General features: G+C 67.7%; 20 protein-coding genes. 9 read left to right on the forward strand and 11 right to left on the reverse strand.

Features of this window, described 5'->3' with window-relative positions; all coding sequences use genetic code 11:
- Nucleotides 1-159 precede the first annotated feature (159 nt).
- The gene (locus V9K99_RS42815; protein WP_369759046.1) at nucleotides 160-234 is read right to left on the reverse strand and encodes a 50S ribosomal protein bL37; all 75 of its coding nucleotides are present in this window, start codon (nucleotides 232-234) and stop codon (nucleotides 160-162) included.
- A gap of 261 nt (nucleotides 235-495) precedes the next feature.
- Here V9K99_RS42815 and V9K99_RS35410 point away from each other — a divergent pair, with 261 nt between their 5' ends.
- Together V9K99_RS35410 and V9K99_RS35415 are read left to right on the forward strand one after the other, a co-directional pair.
- Nucleotides 496-1848 carry an HD-GYP domain-containing protein gene (locus V9K99_RS35410; protein ID WP_337011934.1) on the forward strand — a complete coding sequence of 451 codons (1353 nt, stop codon included), beginning with the start codon at nucleotides 496-498 and terminating at the stop codon, nucleotides 1846-1848.
- Nucleotides 1849-3123 (forward strand): HD-GYP domain-containing protein, encoded by a 1275-nt coding sequence (locus V9K99_RS35415; protein ID WP_337336421.1) that lies wholly within the window; start codon nucleotides 1849-1851, stop codon nucleotides 3121-3123.
- Here V9K99_RS35415 and V9K99_RS35420 read toward each other — a convergent pair.
- From V9K99_RS35420 to V9K99_RS35430, 3 genes are all read right to left on the reverse strand, one after another.
- Entirely contained in the window at nucleotides 3085-3702 is a 618-nt protein-coding gene (locus V9K99_RS35420) for a DUF5317 domain-containing protein (RefSeq protein ID WP_337011940.1), read from the reverse strand. The two genes, V9K99_RS35415 and V9K99_RS35420, sit on opposite strands and share 39 nt — an antisense overlap.
- 115 nt (nucleotides 3703-3817) lie before the next feature.
- Nucleotides 3818-5473: a monocarboxylate uptake permease MctP gene (mctP, locus tag V9K99_RS35425; protein WP_442914774.1), complete on the reverse strand. Its 1656-nt coding sequence runs from the start codon at nucleotides 5471-5473 to the stop codon at nucleotides 3818-3820.
- Nucleotides 5470-5751, reverse strand: a complete 282-nt coding sequence (locus V9K99_RS35430) for a DUF3311 domain-containing protein (RefSeq protein ID WP_337011942.1) — start codon at nucleotides 5749-5751, stop codon at nucleotides 5470-5472. Before V9K99_RS35430 ends, mctP begins: the two co-directional genes overlap by 4 nt.
- Nucleotides 5752-5903: 152 nt before the next feature.
- Here V9K99_RS35430 and V9K99_RS35435 point away from each other — a divergent pair, with 152 nt between their 5' ends.
- Entirely contained in the window at nucleotides 5904-6881 is a 978-nt protein-coding gene (locus V9K99_RS35435; protein ID WP_337011944.1) for an endonuclease/exonuclease/phosphatase family protein, read from the forward strand.
- Here the strand turns inward: V9K99_RS35435 and V9K99_RS35440 are convergent.
- The gene (locus V9K99_RS35440) at nucleotides 6868-7773 is read right to left on the reverse strand and encodes a DUF2785 domain-containing protein (RefSeq protein WP_337011946.1); all 906 of its coding nucleotides are present in this window, start codon (nucleotides 7771-7773) and stop codon (nucleotides 6868-6870) included. The two genes, V9K99_RS35435 and V9K99_RS35440, sit on opposite strands and share 14 nt — an antisense overlap.
- 104 nt (nucleotides 7774-7877) lie before the next feature.
- On the opposite strand from V9K99_RS35440, the gene V9K99_RS35445 reads away from it, so the two are divergent.
- On the forward strand, nucleotides 7878-9356 hold the full coding sequence (locus tag V9K99_RS35445) for a sensor histidine kinase (protein WP_337011948.1): 1479 nt from the start codon (nucleotides 7878-7880) through the stop codon (nucleotides 9354-9356).
- Between the two features lie 168 nt (nucleotides 9357-9524).
- Here V9K99_RS35445 and V9K99_RS35450 read toward each other — a convergent pair whose 3' ends face one another.
- Complete coding sequence (locus tag V9K99_RS35450; RefSeq protein ID WP_012922773.1) at nucleotides 9525-9776, reverse strand: WhiB family transcriptional regulator; 252 nt, start codon at nucleotides 9774-9776, stop codon at nucleotides 9525-9527.
- Between the two features lie 494 nt (nucleotides 9777-10270).
- On the opposite strand from V9K99_RS35450, the gene V9K99_RS35455 reads away from it, so the two are divergent.
- Nucleotides 10271-10681, forward strand: coding sequence for a hypothetical protein (locus V9K99_RS35455; protein WP_337011955.1), 411 nt, complete (start codon nucleotides 10271-10273; stop codon nucleotides 10679-10681).
- Between the two features lie 54 nt (nucleotides 10682-10735).
- Here the strand turns inward: V9K99_RS35455 and V9K99_RS35460 are convergent, their stop codons facing one another.
- From V9K99_RS35460 to V9K99_RS35480, 5 genes are all read right to left on the reverse strand, one after another.
- Entirely contained in the window at nucleotides 10736-11530 is a 795-nt protein-coding gene (locus V9K99_RS35460) for an RNA polymerase sigma factor SigF (RefSeq protein ID WP_337011957.1), read from the reverse strand.
- A gap of 76 nt (nucleotides 11531-11606) precedes the next feature.
- Entirely contained in the window at nucleotides 11607-11999 is a 393-nt protein-coding gene (locus V9K99_RS35465) for an ATP-binding protein (RefSeq protein WP_337011959.1), read from the reverse strand.
- 125 nt (nucleotides 12000-12124) lie between these two features.
- Entirely contained in the window at nucleotides 12125-12877 is a 753-nt protein-coding gene (locus tag V9K99_RS35470) for an amino acid ABC transporter ATP-binding protein (RefSeq protein WP_337011961.1), read from the reverse strand.
- Complete coding sequence (locus tag V9K99_RS35475) at nucleotides 12877-13704, reverse strand: amino acid ABC transporter permease (protein WP_337011963.1); 828 nt, start codon at nucleotides 13702-13704, stop codon at nucleotides 12877-12879. The genes V9K99_RS35470 and V9K99_RS35475 overlap by 1 nt, the downstream gene beginning before the upstream one ends.
- Nucleotides 13701-14549: an ABC transporter substrate-binding protein gene (locus V9K99_RS35480; protein ID WP_337011965.1), complete on the reverse strand. Its 849-nt coding sequence runs from the start codon at nucleotides 14547-14549 to the stop codon at nucleotides 13701-13703. Before V9K99_RS35480 ends, V9K99_RS35475 begins: the two co-directional genes overlap by 4 nt.
- A 312-nt stretch (nucleotides 14550-14861) precedes the next feature.
- Here V9K99_RS35480 and V9K99_RS35485 point away from each other — a divergent pair, with 312 nt between their 5' ends.
- The 4 genes from V9K99_RS35485 (at nucleotide 14862) to V9K99_RS35500 (ending at nucleotide 18042) form a co-directional block, all read left to right on the forward strand.
- Entirely contained in the window at nucleotides 14862-16073 is a 1212-nt protein-coding gene (locus tag V9K99_RS35485; protein WP_337011967.1) for an NAD(P)-dependent malic enzyme, read from the forward strand.
- Between the two features lie 53 nt (nucleotides 16074-16126).
- The gene (locus tag V9K99_RS35490) at nucleotides 16127-17095 is read left to right on the forward strand and encodes a zinc-binding dehydrogenase (protein WP_337011969.1); all 969 of its coding nucleotides are present in this window, start codon (nucleotides 16127-16129) and stop codon (nucleotides 17093-17095) included.
- Nucleotides 17096-17599: a GNAT family N-acetyltransferase gene (locus V9K99_RS35495; RefSeq protein ID WP_337011971.1), complete on the forward strand. Its 504-nt coding sequence runs from the start codon at nucleotides 17096-17098 to the stop codon at nucleotides 17597-17599.
- 146 nt (nucleotides 17600-17745) lie between these two features.
- Entirely contained in the window at nucleotides 17746-18042 is a 297-nt protein-coding gene (locus V9K99_RS35500) for a WhiB family transcriptional regulator (RefSeq protein WP_337011973.1), read from the forward strand.
- Nucleotides 18043-18048: the final 6 nt, after the last annotated feature.

Below are 18048 nucleotides of genomic sequence, written 5' to 3' on the forward strand. Positions count from 1 at the left end.
CGCGGAATCCCCAACGATCGTTTGAACATTGCATTCGGTATTCGGGTGCGGACGCTCCGAATACGAAACCTCTGGCAATGGTGGTCTGGTGTCACCTGTGACCAAATTGCAAAGACCCCGGTTTTGGCCGGGGTCCTCGCTGTCTGTAGCCGCCTACTGTCAGGCGTTCGGGCGCTTACCGTGGTTAGCGCCCTTCTTCTTGCGTGCACGGCGCTTGCGTCCGGTCTTGCCCATTCCTAAGCCTCCTTGAAACAACTGCAAAGAGTCACAGTCTCTCATACCATGCCCCCACCTTCATGTCGTGCGGCGGGTCACGGTCTGGCTTACAGTGTTTCGCGGCGCGCCTGATGAAGCAAAATCATGACGAGTCAGCGATGTGCTGTCTGCCCCCCTGTGTCCTTGCCGTCGGCAAGGCACAAGACGCGACCGCTGATCGGAGGTGACCTGTCGTGCTAGGTAGTGACGCTTGGGAGTGGTGAACGTTAGAGTTCATGCGTGAACAGCCGCTGGCCGTTGCGCCTGACTGTGGCGTTCTGTGCTGGTATTGCTGTCGTCGCGCTCGTTGTCGCGCTGTTTCATACCCGGCCTGACGCAGCCACGATCACGCTCGGTCTGCTGTTGCTGGTCGGCGTCCTGCTGCGGTCCAAGGTAGGTCCGGTTCGTGCCTCGCTCGACTACGTCGTTGGCATTGCTCTTTTCCTCTTGTCCGGTCCGGCGGCCGCGGTCGTCGTATCGGTTCTGCTTCCTCTGACCCAGGACCGGCGCCTTCCCCTGATGCGGCGGGTCTTCAACGGCGCCATGGCCGTGCTGTGCGCCAGTGCCGCCGGACTCGTCTTCGTCTGGGCCGGCGATGTCCGTGGCACCGAGGTCTTGGATGCGCCCGGCCGCGCTCTGGTTGCCGCGACGGCTGCGATCATCACTTGGCTGGCGGTCAGTGCCGTCTTGATGTGCCTCGTGCTGTGGCTGGATCGGGGTGCCACGTCGCCGCTCGACTTCCTCCGCAAGGTCGCCGCGCCGACCGTGCTGCCGATGATGGGTTACGGACTCCTCGGTGTGCTGCTCGCCGTGGTCTGGATCGCCGGCCTCGGGTTCGGCGCGATCTTCCTCGTGGTCGTCCCACTTCTCGTCGCCCGCTGGGCGCTCTCGCTCTACGAGGCTGAGCGCAACGCGCAGGCCGCGACCATGCGGGCCTTCATCCAGGTCATCGAGGCGAAGGACCTCTACACCCGGGGACACTCGGAGCGGGTCAGCGAAGGCGTCGGCATGCTCGGCAGATACCTGCGACTCACCGACGACCGGCAGTCGGCGCTGGAGCACGCCGGTCTGCTGCACGACGTCGGCAAGGTCGGTGTGCCCACCCGGATCATCCGGAAGCCGGGCCGGCTCGATGACACCGAGATGGATGCGATCCGGCTGCACCCGGCCCGAGGTGTCGAGCTGATCGGCAACATCCCGTTCCTGGAAGAGGTGAAGTCCGCCGTCCTGCACCACCACGAGAAGTACGACGGGACTGGGTACCCGGCCGGTCTGGCCGGTGAGAACATCCCGTACTTCGCCCGGATCATCGGCATCGTCGACGCGTTCGACTGCCTGACCTCGACCCGCTCGTACCGGCCGGCCCGGGGCGTGGAGGAGACTTTGCGGATCCTGCTCGAGGATCGCTACACCCATTTCGACCCGCAGCTCGTCGACGCGTTCGTCGAGGTGATCCGGAAGGATGGCTGGAAGGCGGCAGCGGCCGACCAGCCCGCTCCCGACGGCAGCGTGCAGGTGGCGATCGATCACGACGACCTGAGCCTCGGCAGCGGTGGCGGTGCCTCCGGCTCGGCGGCCGGACCGGATGCCTAGATGAACAGTTCAGAAGGGGCCGAGCTGCGACGGCCGGGCAGCGGCTTCGTCATCGTGCTCGCCTGCGGCGTGGTGGGCCTGGCAGCGCTGGCCCTCACGGTCCGCCGGGGTGTCACGGAATGGCCGTACGCCGTCACCTTCGGCGTTCTGGTGGCGATCGGCGAGATGGTGCAATTCCGGGTCGATCGAAGCCGCAACCGGGCGCCCATCGCGACCAGTGCGGCGTTGGGATATGCGCTGCTCCGGCCACCGGAGGTTTCGATACCACCCGATGTCGCGCTGGTCATCGCGGTCACCGGCCTGGCGACGGTGGCTGGTGTGCTGCCGAGGATCCTCGCCGGCCTGCGCTGGGACATCATCGTCTCCTGCCGGCGGGTGTTGTCGGTGTCCGCGGCAGCGGCGGTGTTCTCGGCGGTGACGCCGTCTGACCTGTACTGGGACGGTTCGTGGGTCAACGCCATCTCGCTGACCGGTGCGATGCTCCTCGCCGTCCTCACCGCCGCGACCATGGACGCGCTGATCGGAGCGGGGCAGGCGACTGAGCGGTTCAACCAGCCGTTCCCGGCCGCGCTGCGGGACGAGACCGTGGTCGCCGCCCGGATCGGGATGGCGATGGGGATCAGCGGAATCCTGCTGGCCATCGGCACGTCGTTGCTCGGGCTGTGGGGGCCGCCGCTGGTCGTCGTTCCGCTGTTCCTGACGCAGTTCGCTTTCCGGCGGTTTGCTTCGGCGCAGCGGACGTATCGGACGACGGTTCGGTCGATGGCGCGTAGTACGGAGATCGCGGGGTTCAGCAGTCCTGGGCAGAATGCGCGGACGGCGCAGTTGGCGGTTGCCCTGGGCCACGATCTGGGGCTGACGCCGGCGCGGATGGAGGCGTTGGAGTACGCCGCTTTGTTGTCGGGCGTCGGCCAGTTGGCGTTGGCGGATCCCAGTCCTGGTGGGGCTTCGTTGCTGCGGACCCGGGCGGAGCGGCAGCGGGCAGCGGAGATCGGTGCCTCGGTCATCGAACGGTCGGGCGTGCTGGATCACGTCGCCGAGATCGTCCGGCACTCGAACGATCCGTACCGGCACGGTCGGGCCAACAACGCGGACATCCCGGTGGAGAGCGGGATCGTCAACGTGGCGCTGGCCTACGAGCAGTTGGTCGGCGAAGGGACCGGACAGTCGCCGGGCAAGGCGATGGAGTCGATCGGCCTGGGCATCGGCGCGGAGTACGACCCGGTCGTGGTCGAGTCACTCAGAAGGGTGATCGGCCGGGGTTTCCGCTTTTAGCCGGAGCAGTGCGGGCGTTCCCTCGCAGGGCACCAGTTCGTCCCACACCGGTGCGGTTTCGGCCGGTATACGGTGCGTTCCGCCCATTCCGGCGTACAGCAGAAGGCCCGCACCGGCGGCGATCAGGACGTCTCCCGGGCTGACGGCCTGTCCGAGGCCGGGGAGGGCCACCGGTACGACGTCGCCGAGCCAAGGCAGCGTGGTCGACGCGTCGGACAGTTCGTGGCGTGGATCGCCGGCGAAGGGCCCGACGCCGGCGCGGGCCAGGGCGTCGGCCGCGACGGGCATCGCGCCGTTCAGGCCGACCACCAAGGCATTGCAGAAGAAACCCAGTGCGAGCAGGCCGACGCCCGGATGGCTGAGGTTCTGCCGGAGGAAGACCGCGATGCAGACCGCGGAGCCGATCAGGCCGACCGGGTACGCCGTACCTCCGACGAGGGAGCCGAGGAACTGGCCGATCGCCGCGGCGGCCAGCCAATGCAGACCGGTCAGGGAGTTGGCGGCCAACTGGGTGAAGCGTCCGCCGGTCGCCCAGGCCGCACCCGCGGCGAGCACCATGACGAGGAGGACCAGCAACACCCTCGCGATTCTGCCGCGCCCGCACCGGAATCCCGGGCAAGCTGATCCCGCAGCGTGTCGACATAGCAGCAAAGAGTGATGGCGGCCCCTCAAGAAAGGGGCCGCCATCAACGAACTAGGACTTGGCCGGTGAGGCGCCGCCCTCGTCGAGCAGTTCCGGCAGGTCCTTCACACCCGGGTCGCCCTGGTCGGCCCGGTAGTCCGACGCGTGCGTGCTGTCCACGCCGTCCGGCACCTTCAGCGCCCGGAACACCAGCGTCAGTACGACGACCACGATCAGGTTGAGCCCGAACGCGGTCAGTGCGATGTAGGACTGGGTGTCGGTGAACGGGACGTTCGCCAGCGAACCGCCGAAGTGCTTCTTCGTCGCCGGGTTGATCACGTTGTAGGCCTCGATGGTGCCGAACAACATCGCCACCGCCCAGCCGGCCAGCAGCGCCCAGCGGTGGAACCACCGGGTGTAGAGGCCGACCACGATCGCCGGGAAGGTCTGCAGGATCCAGATCCCGCCCAGCAGCTGGAAGTTCAGCGCAAGCGTCTTGTCCAGCGTGAGCACGAACGCCAGCGCACCGAGCTTCACCGCCAGCGACGCGAGCTTGGAGACCTTCGCCTCCTGGGCCGGGGTGGCGTCGCGTTTGATGAAGTCGCGGTAGATGTTGCGGGTGAACAGGTTCGCCGCCGCGATCGACATGATCGCCGCCGGCACCAGCGCACCGACCGCGATCGCCGCGAACGCGATCCCGGCGAACCAGGACGGGAACTCCTGGTCGAACAGCCGCGGGATCGCCAGCTGCGGGTTCGTCAGCCCGTCCAGGCCCTTGACGTTCACGTTCGCCTTGATCGCCATGAAGCCGAGCAACGCGAGCAGGCCGAGCAGCAGCGAGTACGCCGGCAGGATCGCGGCGTTCCGCCGGACGATGCTGCGGTTCTTGGTCGACAGCACCGCGGTCACCGAGTGCGGGTACATGAACAGGGCCATCGCCGAACCCAGTGCCAGTGTCCAGTACGCCGAATATCCCGACTCACCCGGGATGAACGCGCCGACCGGCTTGCCGGTGGCCGGGTTGGTCGCGGTCAGCTTGGTCTCCGCGGCGTCGAAGATCGCTCCCCAGCCGCCGAGCACGTGCGGCAGGTAGAAGATCGCCACCGCGATCACCAGGTAGATCAAGCCGTCCTTGACGAACGCGATCATCGCCGGCGCCCGTAGGCCCGACGAGTAGGTGTACGCCGCCAGCACCGCGAACGCGATCAGCAGCGGCAGGTCCTTGGCCAGCAGGTTCTCGCCGCCGAGACCCATCGTCTCGAACACTGCCTGCATACCGACCAGCTGCAAGGCGATGTAGGGCATCGTCGCCAGGATGCCGGTCACCGCGATGGCGAGGGACAGCGCGCGGCTGCCGTACCGCCCGCCGACGAAGTCCGCCGGGGTGACGTAGCCGTTGCGGTGCGAGACCGACCAGAGCCGGGACATGAAGATGAAGATGATCGGATAGACCACGATCGTGTACGGCACCGCGAAGAAGCCGCTGATCGCGCCGGTGGCGTACATCGCGGCCGGTACGGCGATGAACGTGTACGCGGTGTAGAGGTCGCCACCGAGCAGGAACCAGGTGATGAAGGTGCCGAACCCGCGGCCGCCCAGACCCCATTCGTCCAGGCTCTCGAGGCTGCCCGAACTCCGCCACCGGGCCGCCATGAAGCCCATCACGGTGACGGCGCCGAAGATCACGATGACGATGATCAGCTGGACCCAGTCGACACTGGTGTTCACTGGTCGCCCCCATCCGCCGTACCCGGCTTGTCCGGGTTGCCGAGACCTTGTGTCGCTCGTCGCTTCCGTTCCTCGGTGATCACCAGCTTGTAGCAGATGCTGACGATGATCGCGGACAGGAAGACCCACAGGAACTGGTACCAGTAGAAGAACGGGAAGCCCCACAATCGGGGCTCGTCCTTGGCATAGGTGGAGACCAGGAGCGGTACGACGATCGCGATCGCCAGCAGGACGCCGGAGATCCAGTACGCGGGTTTGACCGCGGACAATCGGGACACTGCAAACCTCCTCGGGACACAGGCGCAACGGAGCACGCTACCGTTCGTCCGGACAAGCGACCAGATCTAAAGCATCGCCTGTGTAATGTTCCTTGGCGCTGGACGTGTCCATCGCTCAAGTAACATCACACAGGCGATGCTCAGGGTGGTTCATGGATAACGAACGCGCATGGTTGATCCGGCGGGTCGTGTTGTCGGTGCTGTTCCTGCTGATCGTTGCCGTCCCGCTGTATCCGGAGCTGGTCGGCCTGGACGAGGTCACCCCGTTCGCGCAACTCGTGGCGTTTCGCCCGCAGGGCCTGGCCGTACTTCTGGTGCTGGGGATTCTGATGCTGGTACGGCGGGGATGGCGGATAGCCGCCGTACTCGTGCTGATCCTCGCGCTGACCGGGGCGGCGTTGACCGCTCCCCGGCAGTTCTCCGACGCGGATCCACCGCCGGCCGGGTCCCGGGTGCTGACGATCATGGTCGCGAACGTGCTCGGCGGCGGTGCCGATGCGGGCAGGGTGGCCGAGGTGATCCGGGAGCGCAAGCCCGATCTGGTTTCGTTGCCGGAGGCACAGGCCGACGTCCGCGAGGAGATCCGCGCGCACCTGCAAGGCCTTACCTACAACGGTTACACGCTGCAACCGAGTGCGGCGGTGGAGAGCGCGACGAGCGTGCTGGTGTCGTCGTCACTCGGTGCGGTGCAGTTCACCCAGGACGGGTCCGCGACGACGTTCGGGCACATCATCGTCACCGGCGGAAACCTGGGGGAGGTGCGGTTGATCGCGTACCACGGGTTCCCGCCGCTGCCGTCCGCGGTGACCACCTGGAAGAAGGATCTCGAGGTGCTGCGGCACTGGTGTGCGCAGAATCCGCCGACGATCGTGGCGGGGGACTTCAACGCGACGACGGATCATGCGGACTTCCGGCACGCGCTCGGTGGGAACTGTCGCAGTGTGGCTTCGCTGACCGGCGGCGGATTGATCGGCACGTGGCCGTCGGATCAGCCTGCGGTGACACGGACCCAGATCGATCACGTGCTGCTCACCCGGCAGCTCGAGCCGGGCAGCTTCACGACGTACGCGATCGAGGGCAGCGATCACCGGGCCGTGGTGGCGACGATCGCCGTACCTAAGACTGAGTAGAGGCCGGTCGGTAGATGTAGGGCTGTGAGGCCTGCACGGCCTCGGTGAGCATCAGCAGCATGTCGGCCCGGGCCTCGATCGGCCGGCCGAACAGTTCGTCGTCGCCCGGGATCGGAAAGCCCTTCACGCCGATCGCCAGCTGACTCAGCAGGACGTGCAGTACGCCGCGGGCGTTGAAGACCGAGGGAGTCGGCCACTCGGGCAGCGTCTCGTGCATCAACGGCTGCTGGGCGGCGGTCGCCGCGATCGGCTTCAGCCAGCGCTCCAACTCGTCGCTGGTCAGCATGTTCCGGTGCAGGATCGTCATCACCGCGTGTGCGACCCGGTCGTGCTCCTCGTGCACCCAGCGGTACTGCGTGTCCTTCACGATCCGGTCAGCCAGTACGTCGAGCAGCGCCCGGAGCACTCCAGCGTCGCAGTGCCGCGACCGGGCCAGAGCGCCGATAGCGTCCGCACCGTGGGCCACGGCGTGCGCCCAGCCGCAGTCCGGCACGTACCCGCGCAGGTCGCGCTCCCGCAGCAGCCAGGTGGCCAGCCGGTCGCCCCAGCGCATCACCACCTCGTCGTGCACCAGGAACTCGGCGTTGTCGCGGTGGATCACCTCCGCCAGCGTCAGTGCGGTGAAGGACCGGCGGAAGACGGTGTCAGTGCCGTCCTCACCCAGTCCGTACGCGAGTCCGGCGCACAGGCCGTCACCGAATCCTGGCAGCAGGTCGTCGTACACGCCGCGCTCCAGCCAGGTCGCCAGCGTCGGGTACGCCAGCGCGTCGCGGACCTGCGGGTTGGTACTGGCGAGGCCGCGGACCAGCTCTTCGGTGAGGTCGGTCAGCGCACGGTCGCGCGGTACCGCGTAATCCGCGGCCATCACGTCCTGCCAGTACGTCGACTCCACCCGAGCATCCTTTCATCCGTGCCTGATCAATCAACACCTACATACACCCACTTGTCGAGCGGACCACCGCAGGTACTGGTACAAGCCGTCGGTAGCATCGAGGCGTGCCGTCTCTGACCGACGTAGCCCGGAACCACACCACCCTGGACCAGGCCGACCTGGACCGCCTGCAACTGCTCGTCTCGGACTGGCAGATGCTGGCCGACCTGTCGTTCGCCGATCTCGTGCTCTGGCTGCCGGACACAGACGGCCTCGGCTTCTGGGCCGGGGCGCAGATGCGGCCCACCACCGGACCGACGGCGTACCTGGACGACATCGTCGGCAGCTTCATCCCGCGCGGCCGCCGGCACCTGCTGGACCAGGCGTACGACGGCGGCCGGATCTGCCGCGAGGGCGACCCGGAGTGGCGCGACGACGTCCCGGTCCGGGTCGAGACGATCCCGGTACGACGCGGCACCCGGGTGATCGCGGTGATCGCCCGGAACACCAACCTGCTCGGTGTCCGGACCCCGTCCCGGCTGGAGATCGCTTACCTGCAGAGCGCCACGGACCTGGCCCGGATGATCACCGACGGCATCTTCCCGTACGGCGGGGAGCGGCTGCTGTCCACCACGCCACGGGTCGGCGACGGCTGCATCCGGGTCGATCGGCACGGGATGGTGACGTTCGCCAGTCCGAACGCGTTGTCGGCGTACCGGCGGATGGGCCTGGTCACCGACCTGGTCGGGAGCCGGCTGAAGGACGTCACCGGTGAGCTGCTGCACAGCGGGCACAAGGTCGACGACGTGCTCGCGTCGGTGCTGACCGGGCGGGCCGCCAAGGAGATCGAGATCGAGAACCCGGAGGCGACGCTGTTCCTGCGCGCGATCCCGTTGCGCGCCGAGGCCCAGCACGTGGGGGCACTGATCCTGCTCCGGGACGTGACGGAGCTGCGCAGCCGGGAGCGGGAGCTGGTCACCAAGGAGGCGACCATCCGGGAGATTCATCATCGCGTCAAGAACAACTTGCAGACCGTCGCCGCGTTACTCCGGATGCAGGGCCGGCGGATCACCGTGCCGGAAGCGCAGGCGGCACTGGCCGAGGCGGTCCGGCGGGTCGGGTCGATCGCCATCGTGCACGAGACGCTGTCGGAGTCGTTCGACGAGCACGTGGACTTCGACGACGTCGCCGACCGGGTCGCCGCGATGGTCGCGGATGTGTCCACGGTCGCTACCTCCGTCGAGACCAAGCGGTCCGGGAGTTTCGGCGTACTGGACTCCGAGATCGCGACCCCGCTGGCGATGGTGCTGACCGAACTGATGCAGAACTCGGTCGAGCACGCGTTCCGGTCCCGGGACGGGGGAGAGGCGAGCGGCACGATCGAGCTGGCCGCCGAGCGGTCGGTCGGCCGGCTGCACGTCACCGTCCTCGACAACGGGCATGGCCTGCCGCCGAACTTCGACTCGGAGCTGTCCGGCAATCTCGGCCTGTCCATCGTCCGCACCCTCGTCATCGGCGAACTCGACGGCACCCTCGACTTCGGCCCCCGCCACGACGGCAGGGCAGGCACCCAGGTCACCCTCGACATCCCCGTCAAGGACTGACCCGCTCCCTCTCGTGGGTCAGCCCACCCGAGGGTGGGTTCGCACACCGGAATCCGGTGAGTCAACCCACACTCTCGTGGGTCCGCCAACCAGAGGCGAAGGCGTGGCGGGTCTGCGGGGAAAGCGAAAGGCCCCGCGGGATGGTCCGCGGGGCCTCGAAGTACTTGCTCAGGCGGTGCGGATGCGGGCGCGCGCATTACGGCGCTTGAGGGCGCGGCGCTCGTCCTCGCTCAGGCCGCCCCAGACACCGTGGTCCTGGCCGGCTTCCAGCGCCCACGCGAGGCACTGCTCGCGCACGTCGCAGCGACGGCACACCTGCTTGGCCTCCTCGATCTGCATGATCGCGGGCCCGGTGTTGCCGATGGGGAAGAACAGTTCCGGGTCCTCATCGAGGCAAACGGCCCGGTGGCGCCAATCCATGGCGGATCCCATCTCTCTCAGTAGTTGTCATACGCTGTGAGCCTGGTCTGTGCCCACTCAGCGCGGGTTTACTCGTGGTTCATTTCGCACGGGGGGTAGCGGTGCGAGGTGTTGTGAACGTTTTCACGAACAAGCCCATGTTCCCAATCTCAGGTGAGTGAAACAAGGGTTCTGGAGTTGTCGATCAGATCACAACACTTCCTTAACACTACGAACCGGTGCGCAGCGGTTCTCCCCGTCCGGTAACCGGACAGAGGACCGTTCCCGCAATCACCCGTTCACTGCAAGTAACCGATCCAACAGCCTTCGGGTTACGCGCGACCTCAAATCCCTGTGGGGCTGGGGTTCCTGCGGCCCGTGCGGGAACGCAGGAAGAGCAGGGTGGTCGACCCGCGCGCCCGAAACAGTTCGGCACGGAGCACCCAGGGAGTGTCTCCTCACCCCGCGCAGATCACGCTGCACGGACTCAGGAGACACGCCCTAAGCTGACGGACATGCCGACCGACCCCCCAGCTGCCGCCGTACCGAGACCGCTCAAGCTAGCCGCGGCTGTGGTCGCTGCGGAAGGGCTCGTGCTGGTCGTTCTCGGAATTGCCGAAGCATTTACGATCCAAAGCTCCCGGCTGGTCCTCGGACTGACCACCACCGCCTTCTTCATCCTGTACGGCGGGGGCCTGATGATCGTCGCCCGTGGCCTGTCTCGCGCGTCGACCTGGAGCCGCGGGCCGGCCGTGTTCGCTCAGCTGATCCAGATCCTGGTGGCGTACAGCTTCTGGGGCGGCTCCACCAAGGCGGTCGCGATCGCGCTCGCCCTGGCGGCCATCGGCGTACTGGTCGGCATCTTCCAGAAGGCCTCCACCGAAGCCCTCGCCGACGACCCCACCAAGGACCACCCGGTCCTCTGAACGTTGCGTCCGAAGATCTGTGGCCTATAGCCACAGATCTTCGGACGCAACGGGTCACTCCTTGAGCAGGCCGGCTCTCAGTTCGGTGAGGGTGCGGGCCAGGAGGCGGGAGACGTGCATCTGGGAGATGCCGATCTCCTCGGCGATCTGGGACTGTGTCATGCCGCGGAAGAACCGGAGCGTCAGGATCCGCTTCTCCCGGGTGTCCAGCTGCGCCAGCAGCGGTTTCAGGGACTCCCGGTACTCCACGCTCTCCAGCGCCTCGTCCTCGCCGCCGAGGCCGTCCAGGACCGTGGTGGCGTCCGCCTCGTTCTGATCGGGCGCGTCCAGCGACAACGTGTTGTACGCGTTCGCGGACTCGAGCCCCTCGATCACCAGGTCCGGGGAAAGGCCCAGCCGGTCGGACAGCTCGGCGACGGTGGGCGCACGGCCCAGCTCCTGGGTCAGCTCGGCCGTCGCCGCAGTCAGGGACAGCCGGAGCTCCTGCAGCCGCCGCGGCACCCGGATCGCCCAGCCCTTGTCCCGGAAGTACCGCTTGATCTCGCCCAGGATCGTCGGCGTCGCGTACGTCGAGAACTCGACACCGCGATCGGAGTCGAACCGGTCGATCGCCTTGATCAGCCCGATGGTGGCCACCTGGACGAGGTCGTCGTACGGCTCGCCGCGGTTGCGGAACCGGCGGGCCAGGTGTTCCACCAGCGGCATATGCAGCGAGACCAGGCCGTCCCGGGCGCCGATATGGGCCGGGTCGCCCGGATCGGCGGCCGCCATCGCCCGGAACAGGCCGGCCGTCCGGGTCCGCAGATCGGGGGTTTCCTGGGGCTCGCCCAGGGTTCTTTCGTCAGTCACGCCTCCGCCTCGCTGGCGCTCGGCTCCGGCGCGACTGACACCAGTGCTCTACCCTTTGTTCGCTCGCTACGCTCGCTCACGGCTTCTCCGCGGCGGTGGCGGTTGCCGTCACGGTGATGGTGAGCCGGCCGTCGATCGTCTCGGCGGCGGCGGACTCGACCAGTGCGGTCAGCACGGTCCAGCCGAACGACGTGGTGTCAGGACGCCATCCGTTCGGTACGACGGCGCTGGTCCGCACCGTCAGCTGTGGTGGGTCGATCTCGAACACGCAGTCCAGCACGCCGTCGGACGCCTGCGGCAGGAGCAGCGCGCACGCCTCGTCGACCGCGATCCGCAGGTCGTCGATCGCGTCCACGGTGAAGTCGTTGCGTGCCGCCAGGTTGCCGACCACCGACCGCGGTACGGCGATGTACGCACTGTCCGCCGGAATGCTCAGACGGACCTCCGCGGATCGTCCGGTGCTGCCCACGCGCTGCCTCCCTCGTGTCGGGCCGGGCGATCGCCCCACCACGCCGTACATCTTCCACTCTGGAAGCCGTCAATGCACGGCGAAGGCCCGGCCTTGTGGACAAGACCGGGCCTTCGCGGTGAATCTCAGGTCGGTTCGACGTGGGTGGGGTCGAGGACGCGGCGCAGGAAGGTGCGGGTGCGCTCCTCCTTCGGGTTCCCGATCACGTCGGCCGGCGGTCCCTGCTCGACGATGACACCGCCGTCCATGAACACGACCCGGTCGGCCACCTCGCGGGCGAAGGCCATCTCGTGGGTGACGACGAGCATCGTCATCCCGTCCAGCGCCAGCTTGCGCATCACCGTGAGGACGTCGCCGACCAGCTCCGGGTCCAGCGCCGAGGTCGGCTCGTCGAACAGCATCAGCAACGGGTCCATCGACAGCGCCCGGGCGATCGCCACCCGCTGCTGCTGACCGCCGGACAGCTGGGCCGGATACGCGGTCACCTTGTCGTTCAGGCCGACCCGGTCCAGGTTGGCCCGGGCGATCTTGTCCGCCTCGGCCGGCTTGCGCTTCAGCACCGTGGTCTGGGCGACGGTGCAGTTGCCCAGGACGGACAGGTGCGGGAACAGGTTGAACGACTGGAACACCATCCCGATCTGCTGCCGGGCGGCGTCCAGGTGGCAGTCCGGGTCGGTGATGTCCTCACCGCGGACGAGCACCTGCCCTTCCTGCGGCTGCTCGAGCAGGTTGACGCAGCGCAGCAACGTCGACTTGCCCGAGCCGGACGGGCCGATGACACAGACGACCTCGCCCTGCTCGACGGTGAAGTCGATCCCGCGCAGGACGTGGTTGCTGCCGAAGGACTTGTGCAGGTTCTTGATCTCGACCAGAGCCATCAGCGCGTCCTCGCCCCTCTCGCCTCGAGCCGGCGGACCAGGATACCCAGCGGCAGGGTGATGATCAGGTAGCAGAAGCCGGCGGTGACCAGCGGGGTCAGGTTCGAGTTGGTGTTGGCCAGGTCCCGGCCGAACCCGGTCAGCTCGTACCCGTCCGCGGCGACGCCGATCATGAACACCAGCGAGGAGTCCTTGACCAGCAGGATCAGGTCGTTGGTCAGCGGCGGCAGCACGATCCGGAACGCCTGCGGCAGCACGATCTTCCGGGTCGCCAGGCCGGGCGGCATCCCGAGCGAGCGGGCCGCCTCGACCTGCCCCTTCGGGACCGCCTGGATCCCGGCCCGGACCACCTCGGCCATGTAGGCCGCGGCGACGATCCCGAGTGCCAGCCAGACGACGCCGTACGGATCCCAGGGGATCGTCAGGCCCTCGAAGGCGAGCGGCAGCAGGCTGAACGCGATGAACACCACGATCGCCGGCAGGCCGCGGAAGAACTCGATGTACGCCGTCGCGAGCCACCGGTACGGGCCGACCGAGCTCAGCTTCATCAGCGCCAGCACGGTGCCGCCGATCAGGCCGATCACGAAGGCGCCCGCGGTGTACTCGATCGTCTTCACCAGCGCCGTCAGCAGGCCGTCCTGGAACGCGCCCTTGATGAACTCCGGTTTGAAGAAGACGTCGCGGATCTGGCCCCAGTCCGCGGCGAACGCCGCGATCGCGATGACGACGACGAGGATCGCGTACTGGATCCAGCGGGAGCGCTGAGCCCGCTGCCGCGGGCTCAGCCCCTTCCGCTCAACGGTGTCGGTTGTGGTGGGCGCGCTCACTTCTTCGGCTCAACCCCGAACCACTTCTTGTAGATCTCGTTGTACGTACCGTCCGACTTGGCCTTGGCCAGCACCTCGTTGAACTTCGCCACCAGCTTCGGGCCGCTGCCGTCCTTCTGGGCGGCGAAGCCGTACTGCTCACCGGTGTTGAACTCCTTGACGATCGCCATGTCCGGGTTCGCCTTGACGAAGTCGTAGAGCACGCCGTTGTCGTTGATGGCGGCATCGACCCGGCCGGACTTCACGTTGTTCGTCTGGATCGCCAGGTCCGGGAACGGGATCACCGTGTAGCCGAACTGGGCCTTGTTGTCGTCGGCGTACTTCTTCCCGGTGGTGTCGGCCTGGGCGCCGATCTTCTTGCCCTTCAGGTCCTCCAGGCCCTTGATGCCGGAGTCCTTCTTGACCATCAGCACCTGGGTGGCGTCCATGTACGGGTCGGTGATGCTGATCGCGGCCTGCCGCTCCGGCGTGATCGTCATCGCGCCCATGCCCATGTCGCACTTCTTCGCCTTGAAGCCGGCACCGGAGGTGACCTGGGCCCACTCGATGTTGACGACCTCTTGCTCCAGGCCCAGATCCTTCGCGACCAGGTCGAGGAGATCCACGTCGAAGCCGACCACCTCGGAGCCTTCCTTGGACTGGAACGGCTTGTACGGCAGGTGGGTGCAGACCATCAGCTTGCCGGGCTTCACCAGGGTGATCCCGGCCGCGGCGGCCTTGTCCTCGGTTCCACCGCTACTGCTCGGTTCGTCGCTGCCACAGGCTGCGAGCGTGAGCGCGAGCACGGCGGCCGCGGCGACGGTGACGCGGGCACGACGCTTGCGGAGGGTGGAGACGATGTTCATCGCGATACCTCTCGACACTGGAACTGGTACGCCGAACCGGTCGGTACCGGTCCGGATTCCGCATCCTGACACAGCAACCAGCCAGGTGTCGGCTGCTGACTACTGCCGATACCTCATCGTCACCCTGTTGCCGCTCCACCGCAGCCCTTCAGGCCCCTGTGGGAACCCTCACACACCAGACCAGTGCGGTGTGTGGTTTACTCGGTGCGACGGGTGACCCCCTGGCCGCGGCGTTGTTCGACGTACCCATTGATCGAACCGCCCACTCACTGTAACCGACCGCCTGCACACTGTTTCACCGAAGGGTCTCCCATGGTCGCCCAGCCCCATCCGTCCGTTTCCGCCGTCGTTCCCGAGTCCGATCGGTACGCCGGCGACGCCGTCTTCGAGCTGCACCGCGGCGGCAAGATCGAGGTCACGTCCTCGATCCACGTCCGCGACGCCGACGACCTGTCCAAGGCCTACACCCCGGGAGTCGCCCGGGTCTGTACGGCGATCGCCGAGGACCCGTCCCTGGTACGGCGCTACACCTGGAAGTCCAACGTGGTCGCGGTCGTCACCGACGGGACCGCCGTACTCGGACTCGGTGACATCGGCCCGGCCGCGTCGCTGCCGGTGATGGAGGGCAAAGCCCTGCTGTTCAAGGAGTTCGGCGGCGTCGACTCGGTGCCGATCGCGCTCGACTGCACCGACGTGGACGAGTTCGTCGAGACCGTCGTCCGGATGGCTCCGACCTTCGGCGGGATCAACCTCGAGGACATCTCGGCACCGCGGTGCTTCGAGATCGAGCGGCGGCTGAAGGAGCGGCTCGACATCCCGGTGTTCCACGACGACCAGCACGGTACGGCGGTCGTCGTACTGGCTGCGCTGCGGAACGCGCTGCGGGTCACCGGCAAGTCGATCGAGGACATCCGGGTGGTGATCTCCGGAGCCGGTGCGGCCGGGGTCGCGTGTGCCCGGATCCTTTTGCAGGCAGGGGTCGGCGACCTGGCCGTTGTCGACAGCAAGGGTGTGCTGCACGAGGACCGCGCCGACCTTAACCCGGTCAAGCTTTCGCTGGCCCGGGACACCAACACCGGCGGGCTGTCCGGCCGGCTGGTGGACGCGCTCGACGGCGCGGATGTGTTCCTCGGGGTGTCCGGTGGGACGGTGCCCGAGGAGGCGATCGCCCGGATGGCCGACGGGTCGATGATCTTCGCGCTGGCGAACCCGAACCCGGAGGTGCACCCGGACATCGCGCACCGGCACGCCGCCGTGGTCGCGACCGGTCGCTCCGACTTCCCGAACCAGATCAACAACGTGCTCGCGTTCCCCGGCATCTTCCGCGGTGCCTTCGACGCGAACGCATCCCGGATCACCGAGGGCATGAAGCTGGCGGCTGCCGACGCGCTGGCCGGCCTGATCGCCGAGGACGACCTTCGCCCGGACTACATCATCCCGTCGCCGTTCGACGCTCGCGTCGCTCCGGCAGTCGCTGCTGCGGTAGCCGCCGCAGCCGAGGCCGACGGCGTCGCCCGGGCCTGAACTGGTGAAATCGGTAACTGACTCCGCGTAGACCACGGCCTAGGGTGGGACGCATGCTTGCTGCCTACGCCGCCAAGTTCGACGCCGACGACCCGATCGCCGCACTGGAGGTGGGGGAGCGCCCCGACCCGACGGTGCCCGAAGGGTGGGTGACGATCGACGTACGGGCGACTGCGCTCAACCACCACGACCTGTGGTCGCTGAAGGGCGTCGGGCTGGCGGAGCAGAATCTGCCGATGATCCTCGGCTGTGACGCGGCCGGGACCGACCCGGACGGCAACGAGGTCGTCGTCCACGCGGTGATCTCGGACCCGGCGTGGAAGGGTGACGAGACGCTCGACCCGAAGCGGTCGCTGCTGAGTGAGCGGTACCAGGGGACGTTGGCCGAGAAGGTCGCCGTACCCGCGCGGAACGTCGTATCGAAGCCGGCCGGGTTGAGCTTCGAGCAGGCCGCCTGCCTGCCGACCGCGTGGCTGACGGCGTACCGGATGCTGTTCACGCAGTCGGGTCTGAAGCCGGGCGACACCGTGCTGGTGCAGGGCGCCGGTGGTGGGGTCGCGACCGCGTTGATCACGCTGGCGCGGGCTGCCGGGATCCGGGTCTGGGCGACCAGCCGGGACGAGGGGAAGCGGGCCAAGGCGCTGGAGATCGGCGCGCACGAGGCGTTCGAGTCCGGGGCGCGGATGCCGGAGCGGGTCGATGCGGTGATGGAGACGGTCGGTCAGGCGACCTGGTCGCACTCGCTGAAGTCGCTCAAGCAGGGCGGCACCCTGGTCATCTCCGGCGCGACCAGCGGCCAGGCGCCGAAGTCGGCCGAGCTGAACCGGATCTTCTTCCTGCAGTTGCGCGTCCAGGGCTCGACCATGGGCACCCGGACCGAGTTGGCCGAACTCGTGCAGTTCATGGCGAACGCGGGCATCTCACCGCACATCGACTCGGTCCTCCCCCTGACCGACGCCCGCAAGGGCTTCGCGAAGATGAACGACGGCGACGTCTTCGGCAAGATCGTCTTTACTGTGTGAATGCGACCTGAGATCCGCCGGGCCACGGTTGAGGATGCTGAGGCGGCGGCGTGGTGTCATCTGCTCTGCTGGCGGGAGGCGTACGACGGTCTGGTCGAGCCGGGCATGCTGGCCGAGCGGACCAGCGACATCGACCGGCGGATCGAGCGGTGGACCACCCACATTGGCGCCGGGCGGATCCACTGGATCGCGCTGAACCCGGTGGAGAGCCCGGCGGTCCAGGACAGGGTGGTCGGCTTCGCCGTACCCGGGCCGTCGCGGGACGAGGATGCGCCGACGCCGCTGGAGCTGCTCTCGATCTACGCGCGCAAGGCCTGGTGGGGGACCGGGCTGGGGACGCGGCTGCTGGAGGTTGCCGTCGGCAAGGAGCCGGCCAGCCTGTGGGTGTTCGAGGGTAACCATCGGGCCCGCGCCTTCTACCGCCGGCACGGGTTCGTCGAGGACGGCACCCAGGTGAACGACCCGTTCTTCGACCTGCCGGAGATCCGGATGGTACGGCGTTAGTGTCACCGGCACAGTTGTGCCGGATGCCGTTTCACGCCGGAAACATTCGCGTCGCACCGGGGCAATCAGACTGGACCAGTCTGGTCCTACCGCAGGAAACACCCGCGGGTTCGATCCGCCCGATCGACGAGCGAGCAGGAGTGCCCATGAGGCCGACCTTGACGGTGATCGCCGACCCCGCCGACCGCTGGATGATGAAGGCCGCCTGCGTCGGCCAGGCACCGGCGTACGACGAGACCGCGAGCGCGTGGGAGCAGCGCAAGGCCCAGGCCGTGTGCCTGACCTCCTGCCCGGTGCTGGAGGAATGCCGCGAGTGGGCCCGCCGGACCAAGTTCACCGGTACCGCGGCCGGCGAGAAGTTCCTCTACGGCCGCCGTCGCGGCCGCCCGGGCCCCCAGGAGCGCCGCCGCCCCAGCATCGTCGAAGAGCAGCAGGCCAGCTGAGGCGAG

This window comes from Kribbella sp. CCNWLW201, assembly GCF_037203805.1.
Classification (GTDB): domain Bacteria; phylum Actinomycetota; class Actinomycetes; order Propionibacteriales; family Kribbellaceae; genus Kribbella.